The organism is Pseudomonas sp. P97.38 (genome assembly GCF_001269745.1).
In the GTDB taxonomy this organism is placed as follows: domain Bacteria; phylum Pseudomonadota; class Gammaproteobacteria; order Pseudomonadales; family Pseudomonadaceae; genus Aquipseudomonas; species Aquipseudomonas chlororaphis_E.
In genome coordinates this window covers 26,032-38,831 of the sequence record NZ_LHVJ01000024.1, presented here as the reverse complement: position 1 = coordinate 38,831, position 12,800 = coordinate 26,032, and the positions used below count along the sequence as shown (strand labels likewise).

The window sequence follows — 12,800 nt, the reverse complement described above, 5'->3', positions numbered from 1 at the left end:
AAAACGGCCGCGAGTTTAGCACGCCCGAGGGCCGGCCTAGGCTAAACTGCTGGGCTACGCCGAGGAGCCCCCCCATGCAAAATCCGCAGAACCTGATCTGGATCGACCTGGAAATGACCGGTCTGAACCCTGACACCGACGTCATCATCGAAATGGCCACCATCGTCACCGACAGCGACCTCAACACCCTGGCCGAAGGCCCGGTGATTGCGATCCATCACAGCGACGAGATCCTCGCCGGCATGGACGAATGGAATACCCGCCAGCACGGCGGCTCGGGCCTGACCCAGCGAGTGCGCGACAGCAAGATCAGCATGGCCGAGGCCGAGGCCCAGACCATCGCCTTCCTGGAGCAGTGGGTGCCAAAAGGCAAGTCGCCGATCTGCGGCAACAGCATTTGCCAGGACCGCCGCTTCCTTTATACCCACATGAAATCCCTGGAAAGCTACTTCCATTACCGCAACCTGGATGTCTCCACCCTCAAGGAGCTGGCGGCCCGCTGGGCGCCGCATGTGCGTGACAGCTTCCAGAAGGGCGGCAGCCACCTGGCCCTGGACGACATCCGCGAGTCCATCGCCGAGTTGCAGCATTACCGCAAGCATTTCATCAAGTTCTGACCGGCACCGGCACCGGCACCCCGGCCCCCAGCGAGATTGCTGTTGTGGCGAGGGAGCTTGCTCCCGCTGGCCTGCGAAGCAGGCCCCAATGGTCCTTCAGGTAGGAGGGGCCGAGCGGGAGCAAGCTCCCTCGCCACAGGGATCGGGTTGGGCTGTGGGCTGGGTATTCAAGCAGGCATTGTTGCATTGCGCTCTTTTGGTGCAGACCCGAAATGGCTAGACTGCGCGCCCTCCTGCAAGGACCGCCATCATGTTGTTGATGCTTTACCTGATCGCCATCACCGCCGAAGCCATGACCGGCGCCCTGTCTGCCGGGCGTCGCGGAATGGACTGGTTTGGCGTGGTGCTGATTGCCTGCGTCACCGCGCTGGGTGGCGGCTCGGTGCGTGACGTGTTGCTCGGGCATTACCCGCTCACCTGGGTCAAACACCCGGAGTACCTGGTGCTGACCACCGCGGCGGCGATGCTGACGGTTTTCCTGGCGCGCTGGATGCGCCATCTGCGCTCGTTGTTCCTGGTGCTCGACGCCCTGGGACTGGTGGCGTTCACCCTGATCGGCTGCATGACGGCCCTGGAAATGGGTCACGGCATGCTGGTGGCATCGGTCAGCGGGGTGATCACCGGCGTGTTCGGCGGCATCCTGCGGGACATCTTCTGCAACGATATTCCACTGATCTTCCGCCGCGAGTTGTACGCCAGCGTCTCGTTTGCCGCGGCGTGGTGCTACCTGCTGTGCGTCTACCTGCAATTGCCGAGCGAGCAGGCGATCCTCATCACCTTGTTCGGCGGTTTCCTGCTGCGGCTCCTGGCGATCCGCTTTCACTGGGAAATGCCGAAGTTCGTCTACAACGACGAGGTCTGACGTTGCGCATGCTGGCGCAGCGCCCATTCGACATGTTCGCGCACCAGTTCCGAGGGGTAGTCGCGCCGCGCTTCCAGCGCCTGCAACACGGGGATGGTTGAGGGGGCGTTGCCCAGGCCGACCGCCAGGTTGCGCAGCCAGCGTTCGTAGCCGGCCCGCCGCAGCGGCGAGCCTTCGGTACTGCTGAGGAACGTTTGCTCGTCCCACAGGAACAGCTCGGCCAGGCCGGCGTTGTCCAGGTTATGGCGCGGCTTGAAGTCGCTCTCGCCAGAGGGGCGGGCGAAGCGGTTCCAGGGGCAGACGATCTGGCAGTCGTCGCAACCGAACACTCGGTTGCCGATCAACGGTCGCAATGCCTCCGGAATGGCGCTTTTGAGCTCGATGGTCAGGTAGGAAATGCAGCGACGGGCATCCAGCACGTAGGGCCCGACGAAGGCGTTCGTCGGACAGATGTCCAGGCAGGCGGTGCATTTTCCACAATGCTCGCTGGCATGGGGCGGATCTGTCGGCAGCGGCAGATCGACGAACAGCTCGCTCAGGAAGAAGTAACTGCCGGCCTTGCGGTTCAGTACCAGGGTGTTTTTACCGATCCAGCCAAGCCCGGCCTGTTCGGCGATGGCTTTCTCCAGGACCGGAGCGCTGTCGACGAAGGCGCGATAACCGAAGGGGCCGATGACGGCCTGGATTTTTTCGGCCAATTGCTGCACGCGCTTGCGGATCAATTTGTGGTAATCGCGGCCCAATGCATAACGCGAGACGTAGGCTTTTTCCGGTTGGCCGAGCATTTGCGCCATCTGGGTGTCGCCCGGCAGGTAGTCCATGCGCAGGGACACCACCCGCAGGGTGCCGGGCACCAGCTCTTCAGGGTGCGAGCGCTTGCTGCCATGGGCGCCCATGTAGTCCATTTCGCCGTGGTAGCCCGCTTCGAGCCAGCGTTGCAGGTGCCGTTCATGCTCGGCGAGGTCCAGGCCGCTGATGCCGACCTGCTGGAAGCCCAGCTCGCGGCCCCACTCCTTGATGGATTGGGCGAGGGCGGGGAGGTCTGTGGGGATGGCGGGCATGAGGCGAGAGAAACCGGAACTGAGATGCGTATAATTCTGCCAGACATCGGAGCCCGAAGACGCATGCCGCACACTAAAGATGATTTTCCCGACGCGCTGTACAGCGCCGCGCAAGTGCGGGCCCTCGACGCGCAACTGATCGCGGCAGGCACCACCGGCTTCGAATTGATGCAGCGAGCGGCGCGCGCCACCTGGCGCGCAATCGTCCGACGCTGGCCCGATGCCCGTGAATTGACCGTACTTGCCGGTCACGGCAACAACGCCGGCGACGGCTACCTGGTGGCGACTCTGGCGCGCCGTGCGGGCTGGACGGTTCGGGTGCTGGCGGTGGGCGAGCCCCGGCGATTGCAGGGGGATGCCGCCAATGCCCACGCCGAAGCCATTGCCGTGGGCGTGCCGGTGGAGCCGTGGTCGGACGAATCCGAATTGCGCGGTGTGCTGCTGGACGCATTGCTCGGCACTGGCCTGAACGGCGAGGTTCGCGAACCTTATGTGCGTGCCATTGACACCATCAATGTCAGTGGCCTTCCGGTGGCGGCGGTGGACATTCCCTCGGGCTTGTGTGCCGACACCGGAAGGGTGCTGGGCACCGCGGTGACGGCCGACCTGACCGTCACCTTCATCGGTCTGAAGCTGGGGCTGTTCACCGGCGAGGCGGCGGACCGGGTCGGTGAGCCGCTGTTCAACGACCTGCAGGCCGATCCGGATCTCGTCGAGGCGGCGCCGCTCAGCGCTCGACTGCTCTCGGCGCACAATCTGCCACGCCTGGCGCCGCGCGCCGCCACCGCCCACAAGGGCAAGTTCGGCCATGTGTTGCTGATCGGCGGCGATCGGGGGTTTGGCGGCGCGATCCAGATGAGCGCCGAAAGCGCCCTGCGCTGCGGCGCGGGCATGGTGTCCATGGCCACCCGCAGCGAGCATGTGGCGTCGGCCTTGACGCGCTTGCCCGAGGTCATGGCGCAGGGCACGCATTCGGCCAACCAATTGATGGGCCTGATTAAGCAAGCCAGTGTCGTGGTGGTCGGTCCGGGCCTGGGCCAGGCCGCGTGGGGGCGCAGCCTGTTGTCGGCGGCGGCCAATGCGCCGCTGCCGCAGGTCTGGGATGCCGATGCGCTGAACCTGCTGGGCAGCGGCGCTGTCAGTCTGCCGGGGGATTGTGTCATCACACCGCATCCGGGGGAGGCGGCGCGGTTGCTGGGGATATCCACGGCCCACGTGCAGGCTGACCGTCCGGCGGCGGCCCGTGCGCTGAGCGAAAAGTACACCGCTACGGTCGTCCTCAAGGGCGCCGGCAGCCTGATTGCCAGCCCGGACGGTCGCCTGGCGGTGTGCCGCCAGGGCCATCCAGCCATGGCCACCGCCGGCCTGGGAGATGTCCTGGCCGGGGTGGTCGGTGCGTTGCTGGCCCAGGGCATGGAAGGGTTCGAGGCTGCCTGTCTGGCGGTGTGGCTGCACGCCAATGCCGGTGCCCAGGCCGGTCAGTCGGGCCGGGGGGTGGCAGCGACCGACCTGATCCCGGCCATTCGTCAGTTGTTGGAGGAGCATTCACCGTGTCTGAAGTAACCCTGTACGTGGCGGACGAAGACGCCATGACGCAATTGGGTGCGCGCATCGCGCGCACCACGGCCGGCCATGGCCTGATTTTTCTCGAAGGCGACCTCGGTGCCGGGAAAACCACCTTGTCCCGGGGCATCATTCGCGGCCTTGGCCATGTGGGCTCGGTCAAAAGCCCCACGTTCACGTTGGTCGAGCCCTACGAGATCGGTGACATCCGCGCGTTCCATTTCGACCTTTACCGACTGGTGGACCCGCAAGAGCTGGAATTTCTCGGTATCCGCGATTATTTCGAAGATGACGCCTTGTGCCTGATCGAATGGCCCGACAAGGGTGCAGGCTTTTTGCCAAAGCCTGACCTGACCATTACCATTGGCGCGCAGAATGGCGGGCGTTCGCTGAAACTGACGCCGCAAGGCTCGCGTGGCGAGTCGTGGTGTGCCGCGTTGGCATTGGAAAACTATTGATGATGGGGTTTGGTATGCGCTTTCGCGCGGTGGTTGCTGTCGTAGGACTGTTGCTTACGGCACTGGCCGTCGATGCTGTGGCCGAGACAAAGGTCAACAGCGTTCGCCTCTGGCGGGCGCCGGATAACACTCGACTGGTGTTCGACCTGACGGGGCCGGTGCAGCACAGCGTGTTCACCCTGACCGCCCCCGACCGCCTGGTGATCGACATCAATGGCGCCTCCCTGGGCGCGCCGCTGAACGTCGCCACTGCCAATACGCCGATTACCGCGATGCGGTCGGCCCAGCGTACGCCCACCGACCTGCGGGTGGTCATCGACCTGAAAAAGGCCGTGACCCCGAAGAGTTTCACCCTGGCCCCCAATGCCCAGTACGGCAATCGCCTGGTGGTGGACCTGTTCGACAACCCGGCCGACGCCGCGCCGCCACCACCACCGCCGACCAATGTCGCCACGGTGCCTGCGGTGCCGGTGACCCCGGCCGAACCTGCAATCAAGCTACCACCGGCACCGGCCGGCAAGCGCGACATCATCGTGGTGATCGACGCCGGTCACGGCGGCGAAGACCCGGGTGCCTCGGGCTCCCGTGGGCAGCGTGAAAAAGACGTGGTGTTGTCCATCGCCCGAGAGCTGCAACGCCAGGTCAACGGCATGAAAGGTTTCCGCGCCGAGCTGACCCGTACCGGCGACTACTTCATTCCGTTGCGCGGGCGTACCGAAATCGCCCGCAAGAAAGGCGCCGACCTGTTCGTCTCCATCCACGCCGACGCCGCGCCTTCCGCGGCGGCGTTCGGGGCGTCGGTGTTTGCCTTGTCCGACCGGGGCGCCACGTCCGAGACCGCCCGCTGGCTGGCCGACAGTGAAAACCGCTCCGACCTGATCGGCGGTGCGGGCAACGTCAGCCTCGATGACAAGGACCGGATGCTCGCCGGCGTGTTGCTCGACCTGTCGATGACCGCCTCGTTGACCTCCAGCCTGAACGTCGGCCAGAAGGTCCTGAGCAACATCGGCCGGGTCACGCCGCTGCACAAGCAGCGCGTCGAACAGGCCGGGTTCATGGTGCTCAAGTCGCCGGATATCCCCTCGATCCTGGTGGAAACCGGCTTCATCTCCAACTCCAACGAAGCGTCGAAGCTGTCGTCGGCCAGCCACCAGCAGGCGCTGGCCCGTTCCATCAGCAGCGGTGTGCGGCAGTTCTTCCAGCAGAACCCGCCGCCGGGCACCTACATCGCCTGGCTGCGCGACTCCGGCAAGATCGCCCAGGGCCCGCGGGACCATCGGGTCAGCCCGGGCGAGACCCTGGCGATGATCGCGGTGCGCTACCAGGTGTCGCCCGCCGCGCTGCGCAGTGCCAACAACCTCAAGAGTGACGAACTGAAGATCGGCCAGACCCTGACCATTCCCGGTAACGAAGTGGCGTCCAAGCAATGAGCGATGAAGTGATCGGCAGCAACGCCCGCATCGAGCTGCTCAGCCCGCGGCTGGCGAACCAGATCGCGGCCGGCGAGGTGGTCGAGCGCCCGGCGTCGGTGATCAAGGAATTGCTGGAAAACAGCCTCGACTCCGGCGCCAAGCGGATCGATGTGGATGTCGAGCAGGGTGGCGTCAAGCTGTTGCGGGTGCGCGATGACGGCGGCGGTATCTCCTCCGATGACCTGCCGCTGGCCCTGGCGCGCCATGCCACCAGCAAGATTCGCGACCTGGAAGACCTTGAGCGGGTCATGAGCCTGGGGTTTCGCGGCGAGGCGCTGGCGTCCATCAGCTCGGTGTCGCGCTTGACCCTCACGTCCCGCACCCGTGACGCCGACCAGGCCTGGCAGGTCGAGACCGAAGGCCGGGACATGGCGTCCCGGGTCCAGCCGGCCGCCCATCCGATGGGCACGTCGGTGGAAGTGCGCGACCTGTTCTTCAATACCCCGGCGCGGCGCAAGTTTCTCAAGGCCGAGAAAACCGAATTCGATCACCTGCAAGAAGTCATCAAGCGCCTGGCCCTGGCGCGTTTTGACGTGGCGTTCCATTTGCGCCACAACGGCAAGACCATCCTCAGCCTGCACGAGGCCCATGATGACGCGGCCCGGGCCCGGCGCGTGGGGGCGGTGTGCGGCGCGGGCTTCCTCGAACAGGCGTTGCCCATCGAGGTGGAGCGCAACGGTCTGCGGCTTTGGGGTTGGGTCGGGTTGCCGACCTTTTCCCGCAGTCAGGCCGACTTGCAATATTTCTACGTGAACGGCCGGGCAGTGCGCGACAAACTGGTGGCCCACGCGGTGCGCCAGGCGTATCGCGATGTGCTGTTCAACGGCCGGCACCCGACCTTCGTGCTGTTTTTCGAAGTCGACCCGGCGGTGGTGGACGTCAATGTGCACCCGACCAAGCACGAGGTGCGTTTCCGTGACGGTCGCATGGTCCACGATTTCCTGTATGGCACCTTGCACCGCGCCTTGGGCGATGTGCGGCCGGAAGACCAGCTCGCGGCGCCGGCCGCGGTGGGTGGGATGGTCCGGCCCACGGGGCTGGAGGCGGGCGAGTTCGGTCCCCAGGGCGAAATGCGCCTGGCGGCCAATGCGTTGCTGGAGCAGCCCCAGCCCCAGCCGAGCTACAACCCGGCCGGCAGCGGTGCCGGCAGCGGCTATCAATACCAATACACGCCACGCCCGCAATCGACTGTGCCGGCAGCCGAGGCCCAGGCGGCCTACCGCGAGTTTTTCAAGCCGCTGCCTGAAGCCGGTGCCACGGCCTTGCCCGACGGCCAGGGCGACATTCCGCCCTTGGGTTACGCCTTGGCGCAGCTCAAGGGCATCTACATCCTTTCGGAAAACGCCCAGGGCCTGGTCCTGGTGGACATGCATGCCGCCCACGAGCGGATCATGTACGAGCGGCTGAAAATCGCCATGGCCAGCGAAGGCCTCAGCGGCCAGCCACTGCTGGTGCCCGAATCCCTGGCCGTCAGCCAGCGCGAGGCCGATTGCGCCGAAGAGCACGTGGGCTGGTTCCAGCGCCTGGGCTTCGAATTGCAGCGCCTGGGCCCGGAAACCCTGGCGATCCGCCAGATTCCAGCTTTGCTGAAGCAGGCCGAGGCCAATCGGTTGGTCAGCGACGTGCTGGCGGACCTGATGGAGTACGGCACCAGCGACCGCATCCAGGCGCACCTGAACGAACTGCTCGGCACCATGGCCTGCCACGGCGCGATCCGCGCCAACCGGCGCCTGGCTTTGCCGGAAATGAACGGCCTGCTGCGGGACATGGAAAACACCGAGCGCAGCGGCCAATGCAACCATGGCCGGCCGACCTGGACCCAATTGGGCCTGGACGACCTGGACAAACTGTTCTTGCGCGGTCGTTGATGAGCCAGTTGCCACCCGCGATTTTCCTGATGGGGCCGACCGCCGCCGGCAAGACCGACCTGGCCATCGAACTGACCAAGGTCCTGCCCTGCGAGCTGATCAGCGTCGACTCGGCGCTGGTCTACCGGGGCATGGACATCGGCACCGCCAAGCCGTCCAAGGCGCTGCTGGCCGAATTTCCCCATCGCCTGATCGATATTCTCGACCCGGCCGAGGCCTATTCGGCGGCGGATTTTCGTCGCGACGCGCTCCAGGCCATGGCCGAGATCACCGCGCGCGGCAAGATCCCACTGCTGGTGGGCGGCACCATGCTGTACTACAAAGCCCTGGTGGACGGCCTGGCGGACATGCCAGCGGCCGATCCCGAGGTCCGCGCGCAGATCGAAGACGAGGCTGCGCGCCTTGGCTGGCAAGCCCTGCACGCGCAATTGGCGCTGATCGACCCGGAATCGGCCGCGCGCATCCATCCCAACGATCCGCAGCGGCTCAGCCGGGCGCTGGAGGTTTATCGGGTCAGTGGCCTGAGCATGACCGCCCTGCGCCAGCGACAATCTGCGCAAAGTACTGAAGCAGCCGCTTCGGGACTGCAACAATTGCCCTATACTGTCGCGAATCTGGCCATCGCTCCGGCGAACCGGCAAGTGCTGCACCGGCGAATTGAACAAAGATTCACATTAATGTTGGAACAGGGATTCATCGACGAGGTCGTAGCCCTGCGTAAGCGAAGTGACCTGCATGCCGGGTTGCCGTCTATACGTGCTGTGGGTTACCGCCAGGTCTGGGATTACCTTGACGGCAAGCTGACGTCAGCCGAGATGCAGGAGCGTGGGATCATTGCCACGCGCCAATTGGCGAAACGCCAGTTCACCTGGCTGCGCAGCTGGACTGACCTGCATTGGCTCGACAGTCTCGATTGCGACAATCTGCCACGCGCCTTGAAATACCTCGGGACCATCTCCATATTGAGCTGAGTCCTTGCAATTGCCGTCTATCCTTGGGGGTGTGACGGCCCAAGCCATCTGATTCCGATTTTTATTATTGATCCTTAAAGGAGTGCGGCACATGTCAAAAGGGCATTCGCTACAAGACCCTTACTTGAACACTTTACGTAAAGAAAAAGTTGGGGTGTCCATCTATCTCGTCAACGGGATCAAACTGCAAGGCACGATCGAGTCTTTCGACCAGTTCGTCATCCTTCTGAAAAACACCGTCAGCCAGATGGTCTACAAGCACGCGATCTCCACCGTTGTGCCAGTTCGTCCAATTCGTCTGCCTAGCGCAACCGAATCCGAAGGCGGTGACGCTGAACCGGGTAACGCCTGATAGGAGCCTCCTTTGTTCTTTGAGCGCCACGGTGGTGGTGAACGGACCATTCTCGTTCACCTGGATGGACAGGACCCTGAGGCGCGCGAAGATCCGCAGGAGTTTCAGGAATTGGCACTTTCGGCCGGCGCCGAGACCGTCGCGTTCTTCAACGTGCCGCGTCATCGGCCAACCGCCAAGTTCCTGATCGGCAGTGGCAAGGTCGAGGAGTTGCGCGACCTGATCAAGGCCGAGCACGTCGATTTGGTGATTTTCAATCACATCCTCACGCCCAGTCAGGAACGCAACCTCGAACGTGTCTTCGAGTGTCGCGTGATCGACCGTACCGGTCTGATTCTCGATATCTTCGCCCAACGCGCCCGCACCCATGAAGGCAAGCTCCAGGTCGAACTGGCCCAGCTTGAGCACATGAGTACGCGGCTGGTTCGCGGCTGGACTCACCTTGAGCGGCAAAAGGGCGGTATCGGCCTGCGCGGCCCGGGTGAAACCCAGTTGGAAACCGACCGGCGCCTGCTGCGGGTTCGCCTGCGCCAGATCAAGGGGCGCCTGGAAAAGGTCCGCAGCCAACGCGAACAATCGCGACGCGGCCGCAAGCGCGCGGAGATCCCGACGGTTTCACTGGTGGGTTATACCAACGCCGGCAAATCGACCCTGTTCAACAACGTCACCCAATCCGACGTCTATGCCGCCGACCAGTTGTTCGCCACGCTCGACCCGACCCTGCGCCGGCTCGACCTGGACGACCTCGGGCCGATCGTGCTGGCCGACACCGTGGGCTTCATCCGTCACTTGCCGCACAAACTGGTCGAGGCTTTCCGGGCTACGCTCGAAGAGTCGAGCAACTCCGACCTGCTGCTGCACGTGATCGATGCCGCCGAGCCGGACCGGATGCTGCAGATCGAGCAGGTGATGGTGGTGCTGGGCGAGATCGGGGCTCAGGACTTGCCGATCCTCGAGGTATACAACAAACTCGATTTGCTCGAGGGCGTGGAGCCGCAGATCCAGCGCGATGCCGACGGCAAGCCGCAACGGGTCTGGTTGTCGGCCCGCGACGGCAGCGGCCTGGACCTGCTCAAGCAGGCCGTGGCCGAGCTGCTCGGCGACGATCTGTTCGTGGGGACCCTGAAGTTGCCGCAACGTTTCGCCCGGCTGCGTGCCCAGTTCTTCGAGCTGGGCGCGGTGCAAAAAGAAGAACACGACGACGAAGGCACCTGCCTGCTGGCGGTGCGCCTGCCTCGATCGGAGCTGAACCGTCTGGTCAGTCGCGAAGGACTGCAACCGATGGAATTCATCGAGCAACACACTTTGCAATAAAAGCCTGAGAAAGCGGTGTCAGGCATTCTGTAGCATTGGTCGGCGCGCCGTGGGTGCGTCTTTGCTTTATCAGATGGAGAGCGCTATGGCTTGGAATGAGCCGGGTGGCAACTCGAACAATCAGGATCCTTGGGGTGGCAAGCGTCGTAACAACGGCGACCGCAAGGGGCCGCCGGATCTCGACGAGGCCTTCCGAAAGCTGCAGGAAAGCCTGAACGGTTTGTTCGGTGGCGGTAAAAAACGTGGTGATGACGGCGGCGGCCGTCCGGGCAAGAGCGGCGGTTTTGGCCTGCTCGGCATCGGTCTCGTCGTGTTGGCGGCTGTCTGGCTTTACAGTGCGGTCTATGTCGTGGACGAGCAGGAGCAGGCCGTGGTGCTGCGCTTCGGCAAGTACTACGAGACCGTCGGCCCGGGCCTGAACATCTATTTCCCGCCGATCGACCAGAAGTACCTGGAAAACGTCACGCGTGAACGTGCGTACAGCAAGCAGGGCCAGATGCTCACCGAAGACGAGAACATCGTCGAAGTGCCGCTGACCGTGCAGTACAAGATCACCAACCTGCAAGACTTCGTACTGAACGTCGACCAGCCGGAAGTCAGCCTGCAGCACGCGACCGAAAGTGCCTTGCGCCATGTGGTGGGCTCCACCGCCATGGACCAGGTCCTGACCGAAGGCCGCGAGCTGATGGCCAGCGAGATCAAGGAACGCCTGCAACGGTTCCTCGATACCTATCGCACCGGTATCACGGTGACCCAGGTCAACGTGCAGAGCGCCGCGGCGCCGCGTGAAGTCCAGGAAGCCTTCGATGACGTGATCCGTGCCCGTGAAGACGAGCAACGTTCGCGCAACCAGGCCGAGACCTATGCCAACGGCGTCGTGCCGGAAGCGCGCGGCCAGGCCCAGCGCATCATCGAGGATGCCAACGGTTACCGCGACGAAGTGGTTTCCCGCGCCAAGGGTGAGGCCGATCGTTTCACCAAGCTGGTGGCCGAGTACCGCAAGGCGCCTGAAGTGACCCGTCAGCGCCTGTACCTGGACACCATGCAGGAAGTCTTCAGCAACACCAGCAAGGTCCTCGTGACCGGCAACAAGAATGGCCAGAGCAACCTGCTGTACCTGCCGCTGGACAAGATGGTCGAAGGGGGGCGCAGCAGCGTCACCGCGCCACCTGTGGGCAGCACGTCGGCCGCCAGCAATGAAGCCAATGCCCGCGCGGCGGCGGACCTGCAGCAACAGCAAGCACGTACCAGGGAGAGTCGCTGATGAGCAATAAATCGCTGATCGCCCTTATTGTCGGTGTCGTCGTGGCGATCGCTGCCTGGAACTGCTTCTACATCGTGGCTCAGACCGAGCGTGCGGTGTTGCTGCAATTCGGTCGCGTGGTCCAGGCTGATGTCCAGCCGGGGCTGCATGTGAAAGTGCCGTACGTCAACAAGGTGCGCAAGTTCGACGCCCGCCTGATGACGCTGGATGCGCCGACGCAACGCTTCCTGACGCTGGAAAAGAAAGCCGTGATGGTGGATGCCTACGCCAAGTGGCGAGTGAAGGATGCCGAGCGCTTCTACACCGCGACCTCCGGCCTCAAGCAGATCGCCGATGAACGTCTGTCCCGTCGTTTGGAGTCGGGCCTGCGTGACCAGTTCGGCAAGCGCACGCTGCATGAAGTGGTGTCCGGTGAGCGTGATGCGCTCATGGCCGACATCACCCGTTCGCTGAACTCGATGGCGGAAAAGGAACTAGGTATCGAGGTGATCGATGTCCGGGTCAAGGCCATCGACCTGCCGAAGGAAGTGAACCGCAGCGTGTTCGAGCGGATGAGCACCGAGCGTGAGCGTGAGGCTCGTGAGCACCGCGCCAAGGGTAACGAGCTGGCGGAAGGCATTCGTGCCGATGCCGATCGTCAGCGTCGCGTGTTGCTGGCCGAAGCCTATCGTGAATCGGAAGAGGTTCGCGGTGATGGCGACGCCCAGGCGGCAGCGATCTACGCCAAGGCCTACGGCCAGGACCAGGAGTTCTACGGGTTCTATCGTAGCCTGCGTGCCTACCGTGAAAGCTTTGCGAATAAATCCGACGTCATGGTCCTGGACCCAAGCAGCGACTTCTTCCACTACCTGGAGAAGGCCAAGCCTTGATTCGACGTTGACCTGGGGGCTCCGCCCGGCGGCTAAAGCGTCGGGCGGGGTGATCCTTTGGGAAAACGTGTGTATGATGCGGCAGCCGGGAAATTCCCGGCTTTTTTGCGTCTGCACGTTCGATTGCGG

The 12,800-nt window shown here is 63.9% G+C and carries 12 protein-coding genes; 11 read left to right on the top strand and 1 reads right to left on the bottom strand.

The features are described from left to right. Positions 1-74 precede the first annotated feature (74 nt). Both orn and AD664_RS18160 read left to right on the top strand, forming a co-directional pair. Positions 75-617: an oligoribonuclease gene (orn, locus tag AD664_RS18165; protein ID WP_047736060.1), complete on the top strand. Its 543-nt coding sequence runs from the start codon at positions 75-77 to the stop codon at positions 615-617. Positions 618-864: 247 nt separating this feature from the next. After that, positions 865-1,479, top strand: a complete 615-nt coding sequence (locus tag AD664_RS18160; protein WP_172679744.1) for a trimeric intracellular cation channel family protein — start codon at positions 865-867, stop codon at positions 1,477-1,479. Here the strand turns inward: AD664_RS18160 and queG are convergent. Beyond that, positions 1,461-2,540, bottom strand: a complete 1,080-nt coding sequence (queG, locus tag AD664_RS18155) for a tRNA epoxyqueuosine(34) reductase QueG (RefSeq protein ID WP_042732965.1) — start codon at positions 2,538-2,540, stop codon at positions 1,461-1,463. The genes AD664_RS18160 and queG overlap by 19 nt on opposite strands. Positions 2,541-2,603: 63 nt before the next feature. Between queG and AD664_RS18150 the strand changes: the two genes are divergently transcribed. From AD664_RS18150 to hflC, 9 genes are all read left to right on the top strand, one after another. Then, positions 2,604-4,103, top strand: a complete 1,500-nt coding sequence (locus tag AD664_RS18150) for an NAD(P)H-hydrate dehydratase (protein WP_053148364.1) — start codon at positions 2,604-2,606, stop codon at positions 4,101-4,103. Beyond that, positions 4,091-4,561: a tRNA (adenosine(37)-N6)-threonylcarbamoyltransferase complex ATPase subunit type 1 TsaE gene (gene tsaE, locus AD664_RS18145; protein WP_053148361.1), complete on the top strand. Its 471-nt coding sequence runs from the start codon at positions 4,091-4,093 to the stop codon at positions 4,559-4,561. The genes AD664_RS18150 and tsaE overlap by 13 nt, the downstream gene beginning before the upstream one ends. Continuing rightward, a complete protein-coding gene (locus tag AD664_RS18140; RefSeq protein WP_047736057.1) occupies positions 4,561-5,991 on the top strand; it encodes an N-acetylmuramoyl-L-alanine amidase in 1,431 nt (476 codons plus the stop codon). The genes tsaE and AD664_RS18140 overlap by 1 nt, the downstream gene beginning before the upstream one ends. Then, entirely contained in the window at positions 5,988-7,901 is a 1,914-nt protein-coding gene (mutL, locus tag AD664_RS18135; protein WP_053148358.1) for a DNA mismatch repair endonuclease MutL, read from the top strand. The genes AD664_RS18140 and mutL overlap by 4 nt, the downstream gene beginning before the upstream one ends. Continuing rightward, positions 7,901-8,872, top strand: coding sequence for a tRNA (adenosine(37)-N6)-dimethylallyltransferase MiaA (miaA, locus tag AD664_RS18130; protein ID WP_053148355.1), 972 nt, complete (start codon positions 7,901-7,903; stop codon positions 8,870-8,872). Before mutL ends, miaA begins: the two co-directional genes overlap by 1 nt. A 91-nt stretch (positions 8,873-8,963) precedes the next feature. Further along, the gene (hfq, locus tag AD664_RS18125; protein ID WP_003186419.1) at positions 8,964-9,224 is read left to right on the top strand and encodes an RNA chaperone Hfq; all 261 of its coding nucleotides are present in this window, start codon (positions 8,964-8,966) and stop codon (positions 9,222-9,224) included. A gap of 12 nt (positions 9,225-9,236) precedes the next feature. Next, complete coding sequence (gene hflX / locus AD664_RS18120) at positions 9,237-10,538, top strand: ribosome rescue GTPase HflX (RefSeq protein ID WP_042729515.1); 1,302 nt, start codon at positions 9,237-9,239, stop codon at positions 10,536-10,538. An 85-nt stretch (positions 10,539-10,623) separates the two neighbouring features. Then, positions 10,624-11,802: an FtsH protease activity modulator HflK gene (gene hflK / locus AD664_RS18115; RefSeq protein ID WP_042729516.1), complete on the top strand. Its 1,179-nt coding sequence runs from the start codon at positions 10,624-10,626 to the stop codon at positions 11,800-11,802. Then, positions 11,802-12,671 (top strand): protease modulator HflC, encoded by an 870-nt coding sequence (gene hflC, locus AD664_RS18110; RefSeq protein ID WP_042729517.1) that lies wholly within the window; start codon positions 11,802-11,804, stop codon positions 12,669-12,671. Before hflK ends, hflC begins: the two co-directional genes overlap by 1 nt. Positions 12,672-12,800 lie beyond the last annotated feature (129 nt).